This is a genomic window from Jiangella rhizosphaerae (assembly GCF_003579925.1).
Lineage (GTDB): Bacteria > Actinomycetota > Actinomycetes > Jiangellales > Jiangellaceae > Jiangella > Jiangella rhizosphaerae.
Genome location: NZ_QUAL01000436.1, coordinates 1 through 22,974 on the forward strand (window position 1 = coordinate 1; position 22,974 = coordinate 22,974).

Below are 22,974 nucleotides of genomic sequence, written 5' to 3' on the forward strand. Positions count from 1 at the left end.
CCGTCCCCCTGATAGCTGCCCGTTCTTAGCCGCGGGCGCGCGGGTCAAGTCCAAGCGCCCCAACCACAGCGAAGCCCGACCACCACGCGCGCGGACTTGAGGCGCGCGCCCGCGGCCAAGACAATCGGGCAGCAGGGGGACGGCCCAACGTCACGACCCCCTGCCAACGCTTCCCCGAGCCCTACCGGGGCGCGACCGACCGCGGGTCGAAGCCGTACGGCAGCTCCAGCCGGTGCGCCGCGAGCAGCGCCTCGTCGGCCAGGACGTCCGCCGTCGGGCCGTCGGCGACCACCGTCCCGCCGGAGAGCACGACCGAGCGCGGGCACAGCTGCAGCGCGAACGGCAGGTCGTGGGTGACCACCAGCTGGGTGACGTCGAGCGCGTCGAGGATCTCGTACAGCTCGCGGCGGCTGGCGGGGTCGAGGTTGCTGGTGGGCTCGTCGAGGACCAGGATCTCCGGCCGCATGGCCAGGACCGTCGCGACGGCGACCCGCCGGCGCTGGCCGAACGAGAGGTGGTGCGGCGGCCGGTCGGCGACGTCGGTCATGCCGACCAGCGCCAGCGCCTCGTGGACGCGCTGGTCCAGTTCGGCGCCGCGCAGGCCGAGGTTCGCCGGGCCGAACGCGACGTCGTCGCGGACGGTGGGCATGAAGAGCTGGTCGTCGGGGTCCTGGAAGACGATGCCGACGCGGCGGCGGATCTCGCGTAGCGTGTCGCGGTCGCCCGGCCGCACGTCCAACCCACCGACCCGCACGGTTCCGGCACCGCCGGACAGGATGCCGTTGAGATGCAGCACCAGCGTGGTCTTGCCGGCGCCGTTGGGGCCGAGCAGCGCGACCCGCTCGCCGCGGCCGATGGTGAGGTCGACGCCGAACAGCGCCTGGTGCCCGTCGGCGTAGGCGAACGCCAGCCCGGTCACCTCCAGCGACGCGTCGCCCGTCATGCGAGCACCGCGACCACGGCGACGACGGCGGCGGCCAGCGGCAGCGCGGCGCCGCGCAGCCAGTCGGCACGGGTCGTGACGGCGGTGGTGGTCAGCGGCATCGCTCCAGCGTAGCCACGTGACAGCATCGCCAGATGTACCCGCTCCCCCCGCTCGTACGACCGCACGAACAGCGCCCCGGCGCCTTGCGCGACGACCCGGGCGTGACCGAGGTGGCGGGCCTCGAAGCCGCGCGACTCGCGGGCGATGCGCATGCGCCGCATGTCGCCGGTGACGACGTCGGCGTAGCGGATCATGAACGACGCGATCTCGACCAGACGGTCGGGCACCCGCAGCCGCTGCAGGCCGGCCAGCAGCGACCGGACGTCCGTCGTCGCCGCCAGCAGGATCGACGCGACCACGCCCAGCGTGCCCTTGGCGAGGATGTTCCAGCCGGTCAGCAGGCCGTGCTCGCTCAGCGACAGACCCAGCACGTCGATCCGCGGCCCCTGCGACACGATGGGCATCAGCACCGCGAAGACCACGAACGGCACCTCGACGACCATCCGCCGGATGATCAGCCCGGCGGGCACGCCGGCCACTGCGGCGACGACCCCGAGCAGGACCGCGTAGGCCCCGAACGCCCAGTATTCGTCCCGCGGCGTCGCGACCACCACCAGCACGAACGCCAGCAGCGCCACGATCTTCACGTGCGCGGGCAGCCGGTGCACCGGCGAATCCCCCGGCCGGTACAGCGCGTGCCCGTGCCCGTGACCGCCGCTCACCGGACGGCTTCCTCCGTCGCACGCGATGACGACCGGCCCGACCGGCCGCCGACCACCCGGAACAGCACGACACCGAGGACCACGACCACCGCGACGCCCAGGATGCCGGCCACCCCGACCGGGATGCCGCCGACCTCGCCGTAGTCGGCCAGCGCGAAGTCGCCGAACGCGTGGTCGCGGGCGGTCTCGAGGAAGCCCTTGTCCTCGGCGACGTACTCGAGGCCGTCGGGATTCGCGCTGGCGAAGAAGCTCACGATGCCGGCCAGCGCCAGCGCGACCAGCCCGCCACCGACCAGCAGCGGCCGCGCGCTCCCGCGAGCGGTGGCGCCGGCCGGTTCGGCCGCCGGTGCCGGGACCAGGGTCCCATCGGCCCGCTTGAGCTGCAGCGGCGCCCGCAGGCCGCGGGCGGCGTGGACGAGGTCGGGCCGGACGGCGACGACGGCGCTCACCGTCAGGCCGGTGATGACCGCCTCACCGATGCCGATCAGGGTGTGCCAGCCGAGCATGCTCGCCGTCAGAGCGCCGGCCGACAGCGACGCCTCGCCGCCGACGGCGAACAGCAGCACGAAGACCAGGGCCGCGACGGGGACCGAGACCAGGGCGCCGATGGCCGCCGCCGGCACCACCGACGCCGGACGCTTCGGCAGCACCGCCAGCACGGCGCGCGCCACCACCCAGCCGACCACCACTGTCGTGATGCCGATGAGCGAGATGTTCGTCCCGAGCGCCGTCAGCCCGCCGTCGGCGAACAACAGGCCCTGGACGAGCAGCACCACCGACAGGCACAGCACCGCGGTCCACGGGCCGACCAGCACGGCCGCGAGCGCCCCGCCCATCAGGTGTCCGCTGGTGCCGATGCCGACCGGGAAGTTCAGCATCTGCACGGCGAACACGAACGCCGCGGTGAGGCCGGCCAGCGGAGCGGTGCGCTCGTCCAGCTCGTCCTGCGCCTTGCGCAACGCGACGGCGACCCCGGCCGCGGCGACGGCGCCCGTGGCGACGGAGGTGGGGGCGTTCAGGAACCCGTCGGGGACGTGCATGGATGTCCTCCTCGTGAACGGGAGCGAAATGTCCGATGACAGCCGGTGATTCTGTATCTGAACGGGCGGGACGAGCACGGACTCCGGTTGACCACTGAATGATGCGACAAAGTCGCAGGTATCGCAAGGGCACGGGAACGCGTTCATCTCTCGAATCATGAGACGCAACGGTCCGTATGACGGGACGTCACCTTGCGGTCGGCCGGCTCGCTCCTAGGATCGCAGGCACTGGTGGTTCGGCCGGCGGGTACCTGATGGGTGCGAGCCGGCCGACGCAAGAGGCCCCCGGCGCGGTTGACGTCGACCGGGGCGGCCCGCCCCGACGATCGCCTGTCCGCGCTCGCGAGGAGAACACCGTCACCATGACCAGCACACCGCCCATCGGGGCGACCGTCCCCGGCTATCCGCGCATCGGCCCCGGCCGGGAGCTCAAGCGCGCCCTCGAGTCCTACTGGTCCGGCGCGTCCGGCCGCGACGAACTTGACGCGGCCGCGCGCGCCGAACGCGAGCGGACCTGGCGCCGGCTCTCGGCGCTGGGCCTGGACTCCGTCCCGTCGAACACGTTCTCGCTGTACGACCAGGTCCTCGACGCCGTCGTGCTGACCGGCGCCGTGCCGCCGCGGTTCGCGTCGCTCGGCCTGGACGCGCTCGGCACGTACTTCGCGATGGCCCGCGGCACCGGCGGCGTCGCGCCGCTGGAGCTGACCAAGTGGTTCGACACCAACTACCACTACCTGGTCCCCGAGATCGGCCCGGCGACCCGGTTCCACCTCGACGCCACCAAGCCGGTGCACGAGTACCGCGAGGCCCTGGCGCTGGGCGTCGAGACCCGGCCGGTGCTGCCCGGCCCGACCAGCCTGCTGCTGCTGTCCAAGCCCGTCGACGGCGCGCCGGACGGCTTCCGGCCGATCGACCGCCTCGACGACCTCCTCGCCGTCTACGCGCTGCTGCTGACGACGCTGGCCGCCGAGGGCGTCGCGTGGGTGCAGCTGGACGAGCCGGCCTACGTCGCCGACCGCACCCCCGACGAGCTGGATGCGCTCCGCCGGGCCTACGAGCGGCTCGGCGGGCTGACCGAGCGGCCGGCGATCCTGGTGTCGTCGTACTTCGGCTCGCTGGGTGACGCCCTGCCGGTGCTGGCGTCGTCGCCGGTGGAGGCGATCGGGCTGGACCTCGTCGCCGGCTCGCTGCCACCGGAGGACGTGCCGGGGCTGGCGGCCAAGACCGTCGTCGCCGGCGTCGTCGACGGCCGCAACGTCTGGCGCACCGACCTCGACGCCGCGCTCGCCACGCTGCGGGCCGTCGAGGCACGGGCCGCCGCCGTCGCCGTCGGGACCTCCTGCTCGCTGCTGCACGTCCCCTACGACCTCGACGCCGAGGCCGCGCTCGACCCGCAGCTGCGGTCCTGGCTGGCCTTCGCCGACCAGAAGGTCGCCGAGGTCGTGACGCTGGCGGCCGCGCTGCGCGGCGAGGACCGGTCCGCGGCGTTCGAGGAGGCCAGGGCGGCGCTCGCCGACCGGGCCGCCGCACCGCGTGTCGTCGACGACGGCGTCCGCGCGCGGCTCGCGGGGCTCACCCCCGGCGACGCCCGGCGCGGGCCGTACGCCGAGCGGGCCGCCGCCCAACGCGAGCGGCTCGGCCTGCCGCCGCTGCCGACCACGACCATCGGCTCGTTCCCGCAGACCGGCGACATCCGGCGGATCCGGGCGGCGTTCCGGGCCGGCCGGCTGGACCGCGCCGAGTACACCGCCCGCATGCGCGCCGAGATCGAGCGGGTGATCCGGCTGCAGGAGAAGCTCGGCCTCGACGTCCTCGTGCACGGCGAGCCCGAGCGCAACGACATGGTGCAGTACTTCGCCGAACACCTGCACGGGTTCGTCACCACCGAGCACGGGTGGGTGCAGTCGTACGGGTCGCGCTGCGTCCGGCCGCCGATCCTCTACGGCGACGTCTCGCGGCCCGCGCCGATCACCGTCGAGTGGGCGACGTACGCGCAGTCGCTGACCGACCGGCCGGTGAAGGGCATGCTGACCGGCCCGGTCACCATTCTCGCGTGGTCGTTCGTCCGCGACGACCAGCCGCTCGGCGACACCGCCCGGCAGGTCGCGCTGGCGATCCGCGACGAGACCGTCGACCTCGAGGCGGCCGGCGTCGGCATCGTGCAGGTGGACGAGCCGGCGCTGCGCGAGCTGCTGCCGTTGCGCTCCCGCGACCAGGCGGAGTACCTCGACTGGTCGGTGAGCGCGTTCCGGCTGGCCACGTCCGGCGTGGCCGACGCGACACAGGTGCACACGCACCTGTGCTACTCCGAGTTCGGCGACGTCGTGGCCGCGATCGACGGGCTCGACGCCGACGTCACCAGCATCGAGGCGGCCCGCTCGCGCATGGAGATCGTGGCGGACGTGGCGGCGTCCGGGTTCGGCCGCGGCATCGGCCCGGGCGTCTACGACATCCACTCGCCACGCGTGCCGGGCGCGGACGAGGTCGAGGCGCTGCTGCGGCGCGCGCTGGACGCGATTCCCGCGGACCGGCTCTGGGTGAACCCGGACTGCGGGCTGAAGACGCGCACGTACGAGCAGGTGGAGCCGGCGCTGGCGGCCCTGGTGGAGGCCGCCTGGCGCGTCCGCTGACACCGGCCTGACCGCGACCAGTCCCGGCCGCGACACGTCAGTCTCGGCTCGGCGAGCGGCGGAGACGTTGTCGGTGCCCGCCCGTAGGGTGGGCCTCCCACCCGGCCGGGCGGGGACCGACCTCCCCCACGCGCCGCCCGATCAGCTCACAGGTCGTCGAGCACGGCGAGGTCGTCCGCCGCAGGGTCCCACGCACCGGCGGCGACGTTCGCCGCGACCTGCTCCGCGGACACCGCGCCGGCGATGACGGAGCCGACGGCGGGCTGGGCGGCCAGCCCGCCGATGGCGACATCGAGGATGCCGACGCCGCGGTCGGCGGCGAACCGCTCCAGCGCCTCGATGCGGTCGAAGTCGGCCTCGGCCAGCCGCTTCGCGCCGGCCTCGGTGTCGAGCCGGGACCCCGCGGGCACCGCCTGCCCGCGGCGGTACTTGCCGGTGAGCAGGCCGTACGCGAGCGGCCCGTACGGCAGGATGCCGACGCCGGCGTTCTCGGCGGCCGGGATGAGCTCGGCCTCGGCGGAGCGATCGTAAAGCGAGTACTCGTTCTGGGCGCTGACGAACGGCGTCAGGCCCTCGGTGCGGGCGATCCAGGCCGCCTCGGTGACCTGCCAGCCGTCCAGGTTCGACGAGCCGACGTAGCGGACCTTGCCCTCGGCGACCAGCTCGTCGAGGGCGGCCAGCGTCTCCTCCAGCGGCGTCACCGGGTCGGGGAAGTGCAACTGGTAGAGGTCGATCCAGTCGGTGCCGAGCCGGCGCAAGCTGGCCTCGACGGCGCGCCGGATGTAGCGCCGCGACCCGCGCACGCCCCAGTCGGCGCCGTTGCGGCCCTGCATGTCGCCGCCGAACTTGGTCGCGACGACGACGTCGTCGCGGCGGCCGGCAGCGGCCAGGGCGGCGCCGAGCATCCGCTCGCTCTCGCCCAGCCCGTAGGTGTCAGAGGTGTCGAACAGCGTCACGCCGTGGTCGAGGGCGGCGTGCACGACGGCGGTCGCCGCGGCCTCGTCGATGCGGCGCCCGAAGGCGTTGCACCCGACGCCGACCACGGAGACGGTGAGCCCGGAGTCGCCCAGCTGGCGATAGCGCATCTCGGTCACGGCCCGAAGTATCACATATCCGTTTCGTCATGCGGCCGAAACCATCCCGGAACGATCACCCGCGAGCCTGCTCTGCGCGGGGGGCGACCGAGACGAGGAGGCCACGTGGCACGCTGGCGGAACCGACGAGCACGAACGGTGGCGGCCCTGCTCACCGGCAGCGCCCTCCTGGCGACGACGGTGCTGCCCGTCGGCGCTGCCGGGGCGGCCGGGCCCCGCCGGGCGACCGACGCGGAGCTCGCCGAGTGGGTCGTCGACCTGGACGCGAACGCCCTGCGCGAGCTGCTGGCGACCGGCGAGGTGACGTCGGTGCAGCTGGTGAAGGCGTACCAGGCGCGCATCGACGCCTACGAGGAGGCGTACGCCGACCAGCCGGGCGTCAACGCCGTCATCGTCGAGGACCCCCGCGCCGTCGCCACGGCCGCCCGGCTCGACAACGAGCGCCGCCGCGGCCAGGTGCGCGGCCCGCTGCACGGCATCCCGATCCTCATCAAGGACAACTACGACACGTTCGACCTGCCAACATCGAACGGGTCGCTGGCGTTGGAGCGCTGGCACACCGCCGACGACGCCGAGCAGGTCGCCCGGCTGCGCGCGGCCGGCGCGATCATCGTCGCGAAGACCAACCTGCACGAGTACGCGTCGGGCATCACGACCATCAGCTCGCTCGGCGGGCAGACGCGCAACCCGTACGACCAGACGCGCAACCCCGGCGGCTCCAGCGGCGGCACCGGCGCGGGCATCGCGGCCGGGTTCGGCGCCGTCGGCATGGGCTCGGACACCTGCGGCTCGATCCGGATCCCGGCGGCGCACAACAGCCTGGTCGGGCTGCGGCCGACGCACGGACTGTCCAGCCGCGACGGCATCGCCCCGATGTCGTACACCCAGGACGTCGGCGGGCCGATCGCCAAGTCCGTCACCGACATCGCACTGGTGCTCGATGCGACAGTCGGCTACGACCCCGACGACCCGTCGACGGCGGCGTCCGTCGGCCGGGTACCGTCGTCGTACCTGCCGTCGCTGGACGACGACGCGCTCTCCGGCGCCCGGATCGGGGTGCTCACCGACTATCTCGGGACGTCCGCCGCCGAGCAGCCCACGACGGCGCTCATCCGCGCCGCCGTCGACGACATGGCCGCTCAGGGCGCCGACGTCGTCGAGCTGCCCACGCAGGCCGCCCTGCTGTCCGCCGTCGGCGCGTCGGGAGTCATCAACGACGAGTTCGAGCGAGACCTCAACCGCTACCTCGCCGCACCCGGCTCGACGTTCCCCAGGTGGCTGGCCGTGCTCGAGCCGCCCTTCGACGCGGTCACCATGGATGACATCATCACGTCGGGGAAGGTGACGCCGACGGTGCTGTCCTCGCTGCGCAGCCGCCAGGGCGTGTCGACCGGGCCGCAGGAGGCCTACCACCAGCGCCTCGAGCGGCGGGCCGAGGCACAGACCCTGCTGCGGGCGCTGCTGGAGGCGAACGACCTCGACGCGCTGGTGTACCCGACCATCCGCCAGCAGGCCGCCGTCATCGGGCAGTCGCAGCCGGGCAGCAACTGCTCGCTGTCGGCCAACACCGGCTTCCCGGCGCTGACCGTCCCGGCCGGTTTCACCCCCGACGGCATGCCCGTGGGCGTCGAACTGCTCGGTCTGCCCTTCAGCGAGCCGACCCTGCTGGGCCTCGGCTACGACTACGAGCAGGCCACCCACCACCGCACGCCACCGGCCAGCACCCCGCCGCTGCGCTAGCCGACCGCGTCAAGGGCGAGTTGCTACTGCCAGAGCGGTAGTAACTCGCCCTTGGCTCACGTACGCGGCCTCGATCTGCGCGAGCACCGCGGCGGGATCGGCCCGCAACCGGGCGGGCGACACCGGCAGCACCACCCAGCCCAGCATCGCCAGCCGGGCGCGCCGCTGCTCGGTCCGTTCCGGCGCGTCGCCGAACCCGTGGAACGACCGCGAGTCGACCTCGACGATCAGCCGCCGCTCGTGCCAGCAGGCGTCCGGGACGATCCCGCGAACCCCGGCCAGCGGCTGGTTCCACACCGGCTCCGGCAGGATCCGGCTGCGGCGCACGAGGTCGCGCAGCTCGCACTCCGGTGCCGACCGGCAGCCCGCCTCGATATCCGCCAGCGCCACTCTGACCAGCGCCGATCCCCGGCCGCGAGCCGCAAGCGCCTCAGTCCGCAGGTGTGCCAGGCCGGCGGCCCTGCGTTGCACCGCCTCGCACATGAGCGCCCGGACGTTCCGCAAGGCGGTCTCGCGGCGCGCCGGCGACCACTGCGGGAACCGCCGCGCCGCCATCACCACCGCGTCGACGACGGCCCGAGCGGGAGGTGCCTTCGGGATGGCGCCGGGCCGGGACGCGGGTGCGAGGGCGTCGAGCACCACGTCCGGAGGCAGGAACGGCGGGCCGTCCGGGCCATCGGGATCGACCCAGAGCTGTGCCGCCGGCATCCGCGATGTGCGATGCACCTCGACCCCGTCGACGGTCGACCGCCGGACCTCGCGCGGGACGAGCAGTTCGACCACGTCCCCAGCCGGCGGGCCGTACGACAGACCGGTCATCCAGCACGCCCACGCACCGGTCACCACCGCCTCGTCGCCGGCGTGGAGACAGGCTGCTCTGAGCTGGTGGATCGGCGCGAGCGGGCCGGTGAAGGTCGCGTACACACCCCGCAGAACCCGCCGCCACGGCCCACCCGGGCGAATCGCGTGAGCGATGGCCGACGGCGTCAGCCCGGCCGCCGCCGCCTGCTCCCGGGTGATCAGACCGTCCTGGACCGCGGCCAGGCGAAGCGCTCGTTCGTTCGGCACGCTCGTCAGCCTGCGCCGGTGCGAGCGCGCCCGCCAGACCGACGCCGCGATCTGTGGACAACTCGGCCGCCACGCAGGCCGCTGTGGTCGAGTTACTACTGCCAGGGCGGTAGTAACTCGACCATGGCAACCCTCAGCCGGCGGTGCTCTCGCGGATCTCGAGCGTGAAGGGGACGTCGATGCGTTCGGCCTTCGCCTCGGGGTCGGCGAGGCGGCGGGCGACCAGGCGGACCGCCTCGGCGGCGAGGAGCGGGACGTCCGGCGAGACCGTCGTGAGCGACGGCGTGGAGTAGCGGCCGTCCTCGATGTCGTCGAAGCCGGCGACGGCGACGTCGTCGGGGACCCGCAGGCCGCGCTCGTGCAGGGTCCGCAGCGCGCCCAGCGCCATGAGGTCGTTGAAGCAGAAGACGGCGTCGACGGGGCGGCCGCTGTCGAGCAGGGCGGCCATCGCCTGGGCGCCGCTGGCGCGGTCGAAGTCGAGGTCGGAGACGATCAACCGGCGGTCGACCGGCAGGCCGGCGTCGCGCAGGGCCGCGCGGTAGCCGCGAGCGCGCAGGCCACCGGTGCCGGCCCGTTGCGCGCCGACGGCCGCGATGTGCCGCCGCCCCAGGCCGATGAGGTGGGCGGTGACGTCCCGGGCCGCGCGGACGTTGTCGATGGCGATGTGGTCGAAGCCCGCCGGGTGGCCGCGTTCGCCGAGCAGCACCATGCGGGCGGGGTCGGAGCGCGCGGCGACCTCGGCCGTCGTCATGCCCATGGGGCTGAAGATGACGCCGTCGATCAGCCGGGTGTCGAGCCCCTCGAGCACGACCCGCTCCTGCTCGACCTCGCCGAACGTCTCCTCGATGAGCACCATGAGGCTCTGCCGCTTGGCGACGGCGCCGATCTCCGAGGCCAGCGCGGCGAAGTAGGGCGAGACCAGCTCGGGCACGGCCAGCGCGACGAACCCGGACCGCCCGTGCCGCAGGCTGCGCGCGGACACGTTGGGGCGGTAGCGCAGCTCCGCGATGGCCTTGAGTACCTTCTCGCGGGTCTTCTCGGTGACGTTCGGGTGGTTGTTGATCACATTGGAGACGGTCTTGAACGACACCCCGGCGAGGTCCGCCACGTCCTTCAGCCGCGCGCCCACCTGCCTGCCCCTCTCGTCTGCCCAAGACGACCTGACCGAGTGTAGGCACCGCCGCGTACCCCGGCCGAGCACATTTCCGCCGCCACCTGGGCGGACCGGACCACCTCACCGGACACTCTTCCCAATCAAGGTTATCCGTTGTAAAACTGTCCGCACGGTTATCCGTTGTAAAACCTGTTGACGGACGCGGAGGAACCCCTTGTACGACGTCGAGGTCGGACTGGATCCGGCATTCACCGTGGGCACCGTCGACCCGCGCCTGTACGGGTCGTTCGTCGAACACATGGGCCGGTGCGTCTACGGCGGCATCTACGACCCCGACCACCCGACCGCCGACGAGCACGGGTTCCGCGGCGACGTCGCCGAGCTGGTCCGCGAGCTGGGCGTCACCGTCATCCGCTACCCCGGCGGCAACTTCGTCTCCGGCTATCGCTGGGAGGACGGCGTCGGCCCGGTCGCCGAGCGCCCGCGCCGGCTGGACCTCGCCTGGCGCTCCCTGGAGTCGAACGCCGTCGGCACCGACGAGTTCTGCCGCTGGGCCCGCGGCCTCGGCATCGACCCGATCATGGCGGTGAACCTCGGCACCCGCGGCGTCGACGCCGCCGTCGACCTGCTGGAGTACGTCAACTTCGCGCCCGGCAGCACCAGCACCGCCGACCGGCGGGTCGCCAACGGGCACAAGGACCCGCACGCCGTCCGGACCTGGTGTCTCGGCAACGAGATGGACGGCCCGTGGCAGATCGGGCACAAGACGGCCGACGAGTACGGCCGGCTCGCGGCGGAGACGGCGCGGGCGATGCGCCGCGCCGACCCGGACCTCGAGCTGGTCGCCTGCGGCAGCTCCAACAGCGGCATGCCGACGTTCGGCACGTGGGAGCGGATCGTCCTCGAGCACACCTACGACCTGGTCGACCACATCTCGCTGCACGCCTACTACGAGCCGGTCGGCGGTGACGTCGACAGCTTCCTCGCCTCGTCCGAGGACATGCGGACCATGATCACGGGGATCGCCGCCACGGCCGACCACGTCGGCGCGGCCCGCCGCAGCCGCAAACGGCTGACCATCTCCTTCGACGAGTGGAACGTCTGGTACCAGCACCGTTTCGCCGGGCAGGACGCTCTCGAGGTCACCGAGAACGGCGCCCTCATCGAGGACGTCTTCGACGTCACCGACGCGGTCGTGGTCGGCGACCTGCTGATGGCGCTGCTCGACCACTGCGACCGGGTGGCGATCGCGTGCCAGGCGCAGCTGGTCAACGTGATCGCGCCGATCCTGACGCGGGACGGCGGGCCGGCCTGGCGCCAGACCATCTTCCATCCGTTCGCGCTGACCGCCCGGTACGCCCGCGGGACGGTGCTGCGCGCGGCGGTCCGCACGCCGCCGGTCGCCACGGAGAAGTACGGCGACGTCCCCGCCACCCGGGTGACCGCCGTCCAGGAGCCGGAGACCGGCGCGCTCACGCTGCTGGCCGCGAACCGGAACCGCGCGGAGCCGGCCCGGCTCACCGTCCCGCTCCGCGCGTTCGGCTCGGCGAGCCGGCCGGGCCACACGAGCCGGCCGCTGCGGCTGCTGGAGCATCTCGCGATCGCCGACGCCGACCCGTCGGCCACCAACACCGCCGAGCACCCGGACCGGGTCGTCCCGCGTCCGGTCACCGGCACCGTCGTCGACGGCGACCAGACGCTCACCGCGATCCTGCCGCCGTCGTCCTGGCACCTCATCCGGCTGGGTGACTGACCCGGCACCGCCTGCGAAGGAGCAGCTGTGACCACGACACCACGCAACCCGCTGACCAGACGACGCTTCCTCGCCGCGACGGGCCTGGCCGGCGCCGGCGCCTTCCTCGCCGGCTGCGGCGGCGGCTCGCAGTCCCCCGGCGCCGAACCGGCCCAGGGCGACGGCGGCGCCAGCGGCTACGAGGGCCCGAACGTCGAGCTGGCGTTCTGGAACGGCTTCACCGGCGGCGACGGCCCGGTCATGCAGCAACTGGTCGACCAGTTCAACAGCGAGCACCCGAACATCGCGGTGAAGATGACCGTGATGGAGTGGGCCGACTACTACCAGAAGATCCCGACGGCGGTGCAGTCGGGCAACGGCCCGGACGTCGGCATCATGCACATCGACTCGCTGCCGACGAACGCCGCCCGCAACGTCATCGTCCCCCTCGACGACGTCGCCGAGGCGCTGGACCTGAAGCAGGAGGACTTCGCCGAGGTGGTGTGGAGCGCCGGCGAGTACGAGGGCCAGCGCTTCGGCATCCCGCTGGACGTGCACCCGCTGGGCTTCTTCTACAACAAGACGGTCCTCGAGTCCGCCGGGCTGGACCCGGAGAGCCCGCCGACGGATCGCCAGTCCTACGAGGCAGCACTCGAGCAGCTCAAGTCCGCCGGCGTGCAGGGCCACTGGATGTCGCCGCACGTGTTCACCGGCGTGCTGACGGTCGAGGCGCTGGTCTGGCAGTTCGGCGGCGACCTGTTCAACGCGGACGGCACCGAGGTCACGTGGGCGGAGGATCCCGCGGTCGAGGCGCTGACCTGGGCGGTCGACCTGGTCCGCAACGGCTACAGCCCCACGGACGTCGGCCAGGACGCCGACGCGATCGCGCTGCAGAACGGCCAGTCGGCGTTCAACTGGAACGGCATCTGGCACATCAACACCCTCAAGGAGGTGCCGGACCTGGAGTGGGGCGTCGCACCGCTGCCCAACATCGGCGGCACCCAGGCGGCGTGGGCCGGCTCGCACAACTTCGTCCTCCCCCGCCAGCGCAGCGCCGACGAGAACAAGCAGCAGGCCGCGCGGGTGTTCATCAACTGGGTGAGCCAGCAGTCGCTGGCCTGGGCCGAGGGCGGCCAGGTGCCGGCGCGCAACTCGGTGCGCGAGTCGGCGGAGTTCCAGGCGCTGCCGGAGCAGTCCGCGCTCGCCCAGCAGGTCGACTACCTGCACTTCCCGCCGCCGGTGCCCGGCATCGGCGACGTCCTCGCGGACTTCAACCAGGCCGTCAACGAGGCCGTGCTGCTCACCAAGGAGCCGGCGGCAGCGCTGTCCGAGGCGGCGGACCGGGCGTCGAAGAAGCTGGAAGAGAACCGCGAGCGGTACGGCGGGTAGTCCCGTGGCGACGACCTCCCCGCACGCGACGACGCGTGCGACGAGACGTGCGACGGCGTCCCCGGCCCGCATCCGGCGGCACGCACCGTGGACGCCGTACGCCTTCATGGCACCGTTCCTGGTCATCTTCGCGACGTTTGTCCTGGCCCCGGCGGTGCTCGGGATCTGGATGAGCCTGCACGACTGGGACTTCATGCTGCCGAGCCGGCCGTTCGTCGGGCTGGACAACTATCTGGCGTTGTTCGACTCGTCGTCGGCCGTCTTCGAGATGTTCTGGCACGGCATGCGCGCGACGGCGATCTTCACCGTCGCCAGCGTGCCGTTCCTGGTCGCGATCCCGCTCGCGCTGGCGATCGTGCTGAACCGGCGCTTCCCCGGCCGGACGGTGTTCCGGGCGGTCTTCTTCATGCCGTACGTGCTCGGCGTGGCCGTCGTGGGGCTGCTGTTCCGGTTCATGCTGGACCCGAACATCGGCATCGTGAACGGCCTGCTCGGCACGTCGATCCCGTGGATCACCGCCCAGCCGTGGGCCTGGATCAGCCTGGTCGCGATGACGGTGTGGTGGACACTCGGCTTCAACACCATCATCTACCTCGCCGGGCTGCAGGACATCCCCCGTGAGCTGTACGACGCGGCGAAGGTCGACGGCGCGTCGGCATGGCAGCAGTTCCGGCACGTGACGCTGCCCGGGCTGCGGACGGTGCAGCTGTTCGTCGTCACGATCACCATCCTGGCCTCGGCGAACATGTTCGGGCAGGCGCTGCTGGTGACGAACGGCGGTCCGGGCGACTCGACCCGGACGGCGCTCATCGTCATGCTCGCCGAGGGCCTGGAGTCGTTCCGGATGGGCAGCGCCGCGGCGATGTCGTACCTGCTCGCGATCTTCCTGGGGATCGTCTCGATCATCCAGGTGCTGGCCATGCGGGAGAGGAGGCCGCGATGGCGGTCCTGACCCGTCCGGCCGGGACCCGGCCCGAGCCCGGCGCGCCGGACGCGCAGCCGCCGGAGCGGGCCCCCGGCGGACTCGTCCGGCAGGGCATGTTCTGGCTGTTCCTGCTCGTCCTGACGGTGATCTTCATCGGGCCGATCGTCTGGATGTTCCTGACGTCGATCAAGACGAACCCCGAGGCGACCGCCGTCCCGCCGACGCTGCTGCCGTCGTCGCCGACGTTCGCCGCCTACGAGGGGCTGCTGCGGCTGGACGGCGCGTACCCGGTGCTGCGCTGGTTCCTCAACAGCCTGCTGGCGGCGACGCTGCACATGGCGCTGGTGCTGGCGGTGGCGTCGACGGCGGCGTACGCGCTGGCCCGGCTGCACTTCCGCGGCCGGGGCGTGCTGTTCGTCGTGATCGTGTCGACGCTGTTCGTGCCGGGGTTCGTGTTCCTCATCCCGAACTACCTGATCATCGACCGGCTGGGCTGGCTGGACACCGTCTGGGCGCTGGCCGTGCCCGGTGCGGCCGGCGCGTTCGGGGTGTTCTTCCTCCGGCAGTTCTTCGCGATGCTGCCCGCCGAGCTGGAGGAGGCGGCGCTCATCGACGGCGCCAACCAGTGGCAGATCTTCACCCGCGTCGTGCTGCCGAACTCCAAACCGGCGCTGGCCACGCTCGCGGTGCTGTCGTTCCTGTCCAACTGGAACGACTTCGTCTGGCCCATCTACGTCCTGTTCAGCCCCGAGCGGCTCACGCTGCCGGCCGGGCTGCGGCTGCTGCAGGGCGCCTACACGACCGACTACCCCGTCATCATGGCCGGCGCGTTCGTCGCCAGCGTCCCCGTCCTGATCCTGTTCCTGTTCACGCAGCGCTACGTCATCGAGGGCGTGTCGCGCAGCGGACTGAAGGGATGATCGCCTTGCTCCGACGCCTCCTGCTCGCGGCCCTGCTCGCGGTGCCCGCCGCGGCGGCCCCGGCCGCCTCCGCCGGCCCGGCCGCCGAGCCCGTCACCCAGAACCCGATCTCCGCCTCGTTCTCCGACACCTACGCCGACCCGGCCGTGCTGCGCGGCAAGGACGGCTGGTGGTACCTGTACGCGACCAGCGACCCGCTGCACGAGGCGCCGAGCGAGTTCGGGCTCATGCACATCGCCCGGTCGCGCGACTTCGTCGACTGGGAGTACCTCGGGACGGTGTTCGACGAGGGCGACCGGCCGGCCTGGACCACGGACACGTCGTTCTACTGGGCGCCGGACATCCGCTACGTCGACGGCCGGTACGTCATGTACTACACGGTCACCGACACCGTCGCCGAGCCCGGCCCGTGGAACTTCGCCATCGGGGCCGCGACGGCGCCGACCCCGGCCGGGCCGTGGACCGACACCGGCGGCCCGGTGGTCGCGCCGCGGCCGACCGGCAACGGCGACTACTTCAACACCATCGACCCGGCGCTGCTGTCGGCGTCGGACGGCAAGCGGTACCTGTACTTCGGCGGCTTCCACGGCGGCCTGTGGGTGACCGAGCTGGACGAGTCCGGGCTGCGCGCCGTCGGGTCGCCGACGCAGGTCACGGTCGGCGACCGGTACGAGGGCTCGTTCGTCGTCGAGCGCGACGGCTGGTACTACCTGACGGCGTCGTCGGCGAACTGCTGCGCCGGGCCGGTCACCGGCTACAGCGTCTACGCGGGCCGCTCGAAGAGCCCGCTCGGCCCGTTCGTCGACCACGAGGGCGTCTCGCTGCTGGACTCGCGCGTCGGCGGCACGCAGGTGCTGGCGCAGAACGGCAACCGCTGGATCGGCGTCGGCCACCACACGATCGTCACCGACGTGTCGGGGCAGGACCACATCGTGTACCACGCGATCGACCGGAACGACGCCTGGCTGGACGCGCCGGGTGGCATCAACGAGCGGCCGACGCTGATCGACCGGCTGGACTGGATCGACGGCTGGCCGGTCGCGCGGGCCGGCGCCGGTCCGTCCGACACGCCGCAGCCGGCGCCGGTGACGGCGTCGTCGCTGGGGATCGTGTCGGACGCGCCCGCGTCCGGCGACGCGCTCATGGCGGTGCGCGGCAGCTGGACGGCGGGCACCGACGCGACCGGCGACGGCGGTGACGTCGGGGTGCTGTCGGACGGCGCCGAGGTGCGGACGGCGCGCAACGCCCCGGGCGACGTGCGGGTCGAGGCCGACGTCCGGCTGGCCGGAACGTTCTCGGTGGGGGTCGCGCGGTCCGGCCGCAACGGCGTGACGGTCACCGTCGACGCCGCCGAGCGGACGCTGTCGGTGACGTCGACGCTGGGCCGGCGGGTGGAGTCCGACACCGTCCCGCTGCCGTCGCGCTACGACGGCGCCGAGTGGACGGCGCTGGCGGTCGAGGTCCGCGACGGCCGCGTCGTCGCCCGCCTGGCGGAGAGCCGGCTCGGCGACGCCGACGCCGAGGTCGCCGTCGACCTGCCCCGCGGCGTGGCCAAGCCGCGCCCCGTCACGCTGGCCGCGTCCGGTGGTGCGGCGCAGGTCGACAACCTCACCGTCGTCGCCGCGCACGAGCCGGTCACGACGCGGGTCGACGAGCCCGCGGCGGGCGACACCGTGTTCAGCGAGGACTTCGACGACCCGGCGCTGGCCGGCGGCTGGGAGTGGCTGCGGCGGTCGTCGTCGGTGACCGTCGGTGAGGGCGTGCTGCGCTGGCCGCTGGAGTCCGTGGACGTCGTCGGCGCCGGCAACACCGGCCCGCTGCTGCTGCGCACGCCGCCGGAGGGCGATTGGATCGCCGAGACGAAGCTGCACCTGGACCTCGGCACCGGGACGATCCGCAACTACCAGCAGGCCGGGCTGATCGTCCGCGTCGACGACGACAACCTGCTGCGGCTGGGCGACGTCGCGATCTGGGGCACCCGTCAGGTCGAGTTCGGCAAGGAGCTGGACGAGAACGGCGCGCTGCGATGGGGCGCCCACCTCGGCGGGCCGGTCGCCGAGACGATGTGGCTGCGCATCCACCACACGACGGACCCGGCGACCGGCGAGCACCGGTACCGGTCGGCGTCGTCGCGCGACGGCGTCACCTGGCGGTGGGGCGCGACGTGGACGCTGCCGGCGGGCACGTCACCGCAGATCGGCCTGTACGCCGGGGGCGGCGCCACGCCGGCCACCGTCGCGACGTTCGACTGGTTCCGCCTGTACGAGGTGCGATGAGATACCTGACCTGGGCCGGGCTGGCGCTGCTCCTCGCGGCGTGCGGCCCGGCCCAGCCCGGCCCCGACCCCGTCGAAGAGGAGCAGCCGAGCACCATGGGATTCACCAACCCCGTCGTCGACCGCGACTTCCCCGACCCGGCGATCATCGAGGCCGGCGGCACGTACCACGCCTATGCGACGAACTCGCCGCTCGGGAACGTGCCGGTGATGACGTCGCCCGACCTCGTGTCGTGGGAGCCGGCCGGCGACGCGATGCCGGTGCTGGCGCCGTGGGTGACGGGCGGTCGGACGTGGGCGCCGGAGATCGCGGTGCACGGCCCGGACCGCTACGTCCTCTACTACACCGCGCTCGGGACGGCGTCGGGCCGGCAGTGCGTCGGCCGGGCGGTGGCGTCGTCGCCGTCCGGCCCGTTCGTCGACGACTCCCCCGAGCCGCTGATCTGCCAGGCCGGCGAGGGCGGCTCGATCGACGCCAGCCCGTTCACCGACGCCGACGGCACCCGGTACCTGCTGTGGAAGAACGACGGCAACGCCATCGGCGTCGATACCTGGATCTACGCCCAGCCGCTGTCGGAGGACGGGCTGTCCCTGGCCGGCGAGCCGGTCCGGCTGATCAAGCAGGACCAGCCGTGGGAGGGCTCGCTGGTCGAGGCGCCGTTCCTGTGGCTGCGCGACGGCAGGTACTACCTGTTCTACTCGGCGAACGCCTACGACTCCGCCGCCTACGCCGTCGGGTACGCCGTCTGCGAGGGTCCGCTGGGGCCGTGCACGAAGCCGTCGGCGGAGCCGGTCCTGGCGTCGACGGACGATGCGGCCGGGCCGGGGCACTGCGTGCTGGTCGAGAAGGACGGCCGCACGTGGATGGTGCACCACGCGTGGCCGCCTGACTCCGTCGGCTCCGCGCTGCCCGGCCGGACGATGTGGCTCACCGAGGTGACCTGGTCCGACGGGGTGCCGGTCCTGGACGGCCCGCGGGCCGCCGTCGACGTCGTCCCCTGACTCAGCGCGACGGCGGCAGCGCCCAGCGGACCGCCGCGTCGAACAGGGCCAGGCCCTCGTCGGTGAGCACGTCGGGGTCGGCGCCCTCGTCGCCGAGGAACAGCGCGACGCGCGGCGCCGGCGCGGTCATGCCGCCGACCATCGCCGCGCCGGTGGCGTAGCCGAACAGCGCGGCCTGCTGCGGCGCCCCGGGGAGGCGGGCCGCGACGTCGGCGCCGGCGGCCGGCGTGCCGAACCGCAGCCGGTCGGCGCCGCGGTACACGTCGACGGTGCCGGACAGCCCGGCGGACAGGTCCGAGGCCGGATCGACCTCGAGCCGGAACGACCGGAACGCCTCGCCGGGGGCCGTCGCCATGCCCATGTCGTCGAGCACGAACGCCTCCCACGTCAGCACCGGGACCGGGACGTCACGGAACTTGCTACCGGCCTCGCTGGAGGCGAGCGTGGAGGTGATGACGACGGCGGCCTTGCCCTGCGCGTCCGCGGTGACGGCGTCCCTGCCCTGCATCACCTCCACTGGATGGCCCAGCAGCTCCAGCCGGTCCAGCGCGGCCTGGTCACCGGTGCTGAGCTCCGCGCCGGCCGGGATCGGCGCGTCGTCGCCGACCAGCAGCAGGACGGGCGCCGGGTCGCCGACGGTGAGCCGGACGGCCGGCGACGTGACGGTGCTCCCGTCGGCGGCGACGGCGCGGGCCGTGACGAGGTGCAGGCCTTCCGGCGCGCCGGACCAGGTCAGGGCGTACGGTGCGGTGGTGTCCGCGCCCACGAGCGTGGTGCCTGCGTACCACTCGACCCGGTCGAGCGCGACGTCGCCGGCGTCGGCCTCGGCGGTCAGCGGCACGTCGGCCCCGGCCTCGGCGGTGTCCGGCGCGCCGGCTGTGACGACCCCGCTGGCCGCGGCCGCCTCCGTCAGGTATGGCGGCACGACGCCGGTCGCGACGGTCTCGTAGGTCTCGCGGGCCGCCTCGGTGGCGTCGGCGGCGACCACGCGCTGTCTCCACGCCTCGGCGCCGTCGCCGTCCGCCTCGGCCACCAGTGCCCGGGTCGCGGCCGCGCCGGCCACGCCGTAGTGGTGCAGCTTCGTGAGCCACGGGCCGGCCTGCTCGACGAAGTCGGGGTCGTCCATGCGCGCCGCCAGCTCGCCCTGGGCGGCCGCCATGGCGTCGAACAGCGCGACCAGCTCGGCCGTCGCCGGGCCGGGCGCGCCGGCCTCGCGTTCGGCGCGCGACGCCTCGATCGCGGCGACCAGTTCCGGCGACTCCGTGCTGTCCAGGGCCGACGAGCGGCTGTTCGATGCGAACGTCCGCAGTGCGGCGGCAGCGTCGCCGCCCAGCCGGCGGATCGACGCCTCCCACGACGGCTCCGGCCGGTAGGCCGGCGGGTTCCAGACGTAGTCGGCGACCGTCCCGAGCGCGACGAGCGACGGCGCCGCCTGCGGCATCGGGTTGGCGGTGAGGCCGATGACCCCGTGCTCGTGCAGGTTCGGGGACCGGCCGGTGAGCGGGCCGAGGAACAGCTGCCGTGGCAGGTAGTCGTTGACCGGGTAGTTGTCCCAGAGCACGAGGTCGTGCCGGAAGACGGCCGCCGCGGCGTCCGCGTCGGCGTCCGTCACCTCCGGCGGCACCACCTGCGACCCCGTCCACATCACCACGGCCCGTTCCTCGAGCAGGGCGGCGAACCGCTCGCGGTACGGCGAGGTCTGGTTGCCGGAGTACTCCGTGGGAACGGTGAGCAGCCGCCCGGCGCCGGGGTGGGTGTCGAGGAAGTCGCGCTGGAACGCGTTGAGCAGGTGCGCCTGCGCGGCCGCCAGCGGGCTGGCGTCGCCGCCGAACGCCGCCTGGTCGCGCTCGCAGGTCAGGCCGCCGCCGATGTCGTCGAGCAGGACGCCGAACGTCCGCGCGCCGGCGTCCCACAGCTGCTGGGCCTTCGCGGCCAGCGCGGCCTGGTCGGCGGGGTCGGAGTAGCAGACGTCGACGCCCGGCGAGACGGTGAAGACGACGTCGACGTGCTGCCGGGCGCCGTGCGCGATCAGCTCGGCCAGCCGGTCCAGCTCGGCCGCGGGGTAGGGCTCGCGCCAGCGGTCGCGGTGGTACGGGTCGTCCTTCGGCGCGTACACGTAGGTGTTCATCTTCTGCGCGGCGTACGCGTCGAGCTGGCGCAGCCGGTCCTCGTGCGACCACGGCTCGCCGTAGAAGCCCTCGATGGTGCCGCGCCACTCCAGCGCCGGGTGGTCCCGGACGGCGACGGCGGGCAGGCTCACCCGGCCGCGCTCGGCGGTGAGGAGCTGACGCAGCGTCTGGACGGCGTAGAACTGGCCGGCGGCGTCGGCGCCCGCGAGCACGACCTCGAAGCCGCGCCCGGCCCGTCCTGAGGCGAGCACATAGCCCTCCGCCGGCAGCCCCGCCGGGCCGTCGACGCCGAGCTCGGCCAGCGCGCCGGCGGTTCCCGCCGCGCCGTCCGGGCCGGCCAGGCGGACGGTGACCGGCGCGATCCCGTCGACCGGGGTGAGGCCGGCGTCGGCGAGCACCGCGGCGAGGGCGTCCACGGCGGCCGGATCGGCGTCAGCCGCCTCCACGACCCGCACGCGCGGCGGCAGCCGCAGGTCGTCGCCGAGCCGCTCCACCTGCTGGGGTACGGGGAAGACGTCGATCGGCGCGGCCGCGGCGGCCGGCGCCCCGGACGTGCCTGCCAGGGCGCTGGTGACGACGGCGAACACAGCGACGGCGGTGACGAGACGCATGGGCAGTGCCCTCCACGGGGCGGGGTCGGTGGTCGCCCCGCACCGTACCCCGCCACGCCCGCCGCTAGTCGACCGTCACGTCGATGGTGTGCCAGCCGGACGCGCCGTCGGGGGCGGGCGGCGCCTGCTCGGACGTCTGCACCTCGCCGTCGGCGGTGGTGGCACGGACCTGCAGCCGATGCTCGCCGGGTTCGGCGTCCCACTCCCACACCCACTGCCGCCAGGTGTCGGTGCTGGGGACCGCGGCCAGCCGCGCGGCGTTCCAGTCGCCCTCGTCGACGCGCACCTCGACGGCCTCGATGCCGCGGTGCTGCGCCCAGGCGACCCCCGCGACGGCGACCGTGCCCGCGCCGACGTGCGCGCGGCTGCTCGGGACGTCGATGCGCGAGGCGACCTTCACCGGGCCGCGCTCGGCCCAGCCGCGCGTCGTCCAGTAGGCGTTGAACTGGTCGAACCGGGTGACCTCGAGCTCGACCACCCACTTGGTCGCGCTGACGTAGCCGTAGAGGCCGGGCACGATCATCCGGACCGGGAAGCCGTGCGCGAGCGGCAGCGGGTCGCCGTTCATCCCCACCGCCAGCAACGCGTCGCGGCCGTCGGTGAGCACGTCGAGCGGAGTGCCGGCGGTCCAGCCGTCCTGCGAGCGCGACCGGACGGCGTCGGCGTCGGGCCCGGGCTTCGCGAGGGCGAGGACGTCGGCGATGGGGACGCCGGTCCACAGCGCGTTGCCGATGAGGTGGCCGCCGACCTCGTTGGAGACGCAGTTCAGCGTCAGCCAGCGGTCCACCAGGCCCATGCCGACGAGCTGGTCGTAGTCGAGCTCGACCTCGTTCTCGACCATGCCGTGCACCCGCAGCGTCCAGTCCTCGGCGCGGACCAGGGGCTCGGAGAGAGCGGTGTCGATACGGTAGAAGTCCTGGTTGGGGGTGCGCCACGGGTCGGCGCCGTCGACGACGAGGTCCGTTCCCGCGGGGACGTCCGGGCGCGGGAGGTCGAGACTGGCGGCGAGGTCGTCGCGGGACGTCTCGACGCCGGCCCGCCGCGCGCCCAGCAGCTGCCCGAGCCCCGTCCCGACGACGGCCAGGCCCGCGGTGACACCCGCGGCGGTGAGGAAGGACCGCCGGGTGGGCGCCGGTCTACTGGGCGTCGTCTGTTCCGGCGCGGGCGCGGCCTTACCGGTCAGCCAGCTCAGCGTCGGCAGCGCGACGATCCCGGCGGCGACGGTGGGCAGCAGGTCGGCCATCGTGGTGTCGGGCCGGCTGTTGACCGCCAGCCCGGCGATCACCAGCAGGACCGTGGCGGCGGCGAGGCCGGCGCCCTTGCGGCGGGCCATGAGCAGGCCGATCAGCGCGCCGAGCGCCGCCAGCACGATCGCCATGCCGGCCAGCAGCGCGGTCTTGTCGTTGGTGCCGAAGACCTCGATGGCGAAGTCCTTGAGCCAGCCCGGCGTGAGGTCGATGAACTCCTCGCCGACCGCCACCACCGGCGTCTCGGCCCGGCCCAGCGCCCCGGCCACCACCTCGGCGGCCGCCAGCCCGAGGCCCAGCGACAGCACGCCGGCCAGCGCCGGCGCCCACCACGGCGTGTGCGGCGCGGCC

The 22,974-nt window shown here is 73.6% G+C and carries 16 protein-coding genes; 8 read left to right on the plus strand and 8 right to left on the minus strand.

Annotated features, from left to right (window positions below; translation table 11 throughout):
- Positions 1-181: 181 nt before the first annotated feature.
- From DY240_RS30145 to DY240_RS30155, 3 genes are read right to left on the minus strand one after another with little or no spacing between them, the layout of a single operon-like run.
- Positions 182-943, minus strand: a complete 762-nt coding sequence (locus DY240_RS30145; protein ID WP_119663340.1) for an energy-coupling factor ABC transporter ATP-binding protein — start codon at positions 941-943, stop codon at positions 182-184.
- Entirely contained in the window at positions 940-1,707 is a 768-nt protein-coding gene (gene cbiQ / locus DY240_RS30150; protein ID WP_119663341.1) for a cobalt ECF transporter T component CbiQ, read from the minus strand. Before cbiQ ends, DY240_RS30145 begins: the two co-directional genes overlap by 4 nt.
- The gene (locus DY240_RS30155) at positions 1,704-2,747 is read right to left on the minus strand and encodes an energy-coupling factor ABC transporter permease (protein WP_119663342.1); all 1,044 of its coding nucleotides are present in this window, start codon (positions 2,745-2,747) and stop codon (positions 1,704-1,706) included. The genes cbiQ and DY240_RS30155 overlap by 4 nt, the downstream gene beginning before the upstream one ends.
- Positions 2,748-3,109: 362 nt before the next feature.
- Here DY240_RS30155 and metE point away from each other — a divergent pair, with 362 nt between their 5' ends.
- Entirely contained in the window at positions 3,110-5,377 is a 2,268-nt protein-coding gene (gene metE / locus DY240_RS30160) for a 5-methyltetrahydropteroyltriglutamate--homocysteine S-methyltransferase (RefSeq protein ID WP_119663343.1), read from the plus strand.
- Between the two features lie 146 nt (positions 5,378-5,523).
- On the opposite strand, the gene DY240_RS30165 is transcribed toward metE, so the two are convergent.
- Positions 5,524-6,462, minus strand: a complete 939-nt coding sequence (locus DY240_RS30165) for an aldo/keto reductase (RefSeq protein WP_119663350.1) — start codon at positions 6,460-6,462, stop codon at positions 5,524-5,526.
- A gap of 114 nt (positions 6,463-6,576) precedes the next feature.
- On the opposite strand from DY240_RS30165, the gene DY240_RS30170 reads away from it, so the two are divergent.
- Positions 6,577-8,211, plus strand: a complete 1,635-nt coding sequence (locus tag DY240_RS30170) for an amidase family protein (protein WP_119663344.1) — start codon at positions 6,577-6,579, stop codon at positions 8,209-8,211.
- 9 nt (positions 8,212-8,220) lie between these two features.
- Here DY240_RS30170 and DY240_RS30175 read toward each other — a convergent pair whose 3' ends face one another.
- Positions 8,221-9,279, minus strand: a complete 1,059-nt coding sequence (locus DY240_RS30175; RefSeq protein WP_119663345.1) for a type IV toxin-antitoxin system AbiEi family antitoxin domain-containing protein — start codon at positions 9,277-9,279, stop codon at positions 8,221-8,223.
- 133 nt (positions 9,280-9,412) lie between these two features.
- Positions 9,413-10,408 carry a LacI family DNA-binding transcriptional regulator gene (locus DY240_RS30180; protein ID WP_119663346.1) on the minus strand — a complete coding sequence of 332 codons (996 nt, stop codon included), beginning with the start codon at positions 10,406-10,408 and terminating at the stop codon, positions 9,413-9,415.
- Between the two features lie 199 nt (positions 10,409-10,607).
- Here DY240_RS30180 and arfA point away from each other — a divergent pair, with 199 nt between their 5' ends.
- The 6 genes from arfA (at position 10,608) to DY240_RS30210 (ending at position 18,636) form a co-directional block, all read left to right on the plus strand.
- Positions 10,608-12,146 carry an arabinosylfuranosidase ArfA gene (gene arfA / locus DY240_RS30185; RefSeq protein WP_199702750.1) on the plus strand — a complete coding sequence of 513 codons (1,539 nt, stop codon included), beginning with the start codon at positions 10,608-10,610 and terminating at the stop codon, positions 12,144-12,146.
- Positions 12,147-12,173: 27 nt separating this feature from the next.
- Positions 12,174-13,514, plus strand: coding sequence for an ABC transporter substrate-binding protein (locus tag DY240_RS30190; RefSeq protein WP_199702751.1), 1,341 nt, complete (start codon positions 12,174-12,176; stop codon positions 13,512-13,514).
- 106 nt (positions 13,515-13,620) lie between these two features.
- Positions 13,621-14,466 carry a carbohydrate ABC transporter permease gene (locus tag DY240_RS30195; RefSeq protein ID WP_119663347.1) on the plus strand — a complete coding sequence of 282 codons (846 nt, stop codon included), beginning with the start codon at positions 13,621-13,623 and terminating at the stop codon, positions 14,464-14,466.
- Between the two features lie 86 nt (positions 14,467-14,552).
- Positions 14,553-15,359 (plus strand): carbohydrate ABC transporter permease, encoded by an 807-nt coding sequence (locus tag DY240_RS30200; protein WP_119663353.1) that lies wholly within the window; start codon positions 14,553-14,555, stop codon positions 15,357-15,359.
- The gene (locus DY240_RS30205) at positions 15,356-17,635 is read left to right on the plus strand and encodes a family 43 glycosylhydrolase (RefSeq protein WP_119663348.1); all 2,280 of its coding nucleotides are present in this window, start codon (positions 15,356-15,358) and stop codon (positions 17,633-17,635) included. The genes DY240_RS30200 and DY240_RS30205 overlap by 4 nt, the downstream gene beginning before the upstream one ends.
- Positions 17,632-18,636 carry a glycoside hydrolase family 43 protein gene (locus DY240_RS30210; protein ID WP_199702755.1) on the plus strand — a complete coding sequence of 335 codons (1,005 nt, stop codon included), beginning with the start codon at positions 17,632-17,634 and terminating at the stop codon, positions 18,634-18,636. Before DY240_RS30205 ends, DY240_RS30210 begins: the two co-directional genes overlap by 4 nt.
- A 1-nt stretch (position 18,637) precedes the next feature.
- On the opposite strand, the gene DY240_RS30215 is transcribed toward DY240_RS30210, so the two are convergent.
- Both DY240_RS30215 and DY240_RS30220 read right to left on the minus strand, forming a co-directional pair.
- The gene (locus DY240_RS30215) at positions 18,638-21,376 is read right to left on the minus strand and encodes a beta-N-acetylglucosaminidase domain-containing protein (protein ID WP_119663349.1); all 2,739 of its coding nucleotides are present in this window, start codon (positions 21,374-21,376) and stop codon (positions 18,638-18,640) included.
- 64 nt (positions 21,377-21,440) lie between these two features.
- The coding region (locus tag DY240_RS30220) for a molybdopterin-dependent oxidoreductase (protein WP_199702756.1) at positions 21,441-22,974 on the minus strand (1,534 nt) is incomplete at its 5' end.

Coding starts and splice junctions, on each gene's coding strand:
- DY240_RS30195 (WP_119663347.1), top strand. CDS start 13,621: ATGGCACCGTTCCTGGTCATCTTCGCGACGTTTGTCCTGGCCCCGGCG.
- DY240_RS30215 (WP_119663349.1), bottom strand. CDS start 21,376: ATGCGTCTCGTCACCGCCGTCGCTGTGTTCGCCGTCGTCACCAGCGCC.
- DY240_RS30155 (WP_119663342.1), bottom strand. CDS start 2,747: ATGCACGTCCCCGACGGGTTCCTGAACGCCCCCACCTCCGTCGCCACG.
- metE (WP_119663343.1), top strand. CDS start 3,110: ATGACCAGCACACCGCCCATCGGGGCGACCGTCCCCGGCTATCCGCGC.
- DY240_RS30205 (WP_119663348.1), top strand. CDS start 15,356: ATGATCGCCTTGCTCCGACGCCTCCTGCTCGCGGCCCTGCTCGCGGTG.
- DY240_RS30165 (WP_119663350.1), bottom strand. CDS start 6,462: ATGCGCTATCGCCAGCTGGGCGACTCCGGGCTCACCGTCTCCGTGGTC.
- DY240_RS30145 (WP_119663340.1), bottom strand. CDS start 943: ATGACGGGCGACGCGTCGCTGGAGGTGACCGGGCTGGCGTTCGCCTAC.
- DY240_RS30210 (WP_199702755.1), top strand. CDS start 17,632: ATGAGATACCTGACCTGGGCCGGGCTGGCGCTGCTCCTCGCGGCGTGC.
- DY240_RS30200 (WP_119663353.1), top strand. CDS start 14,553: ATGTTCTGGCTGTTCCTGCTCGTCCTGACGGTGATCTTCATCGGGCCG.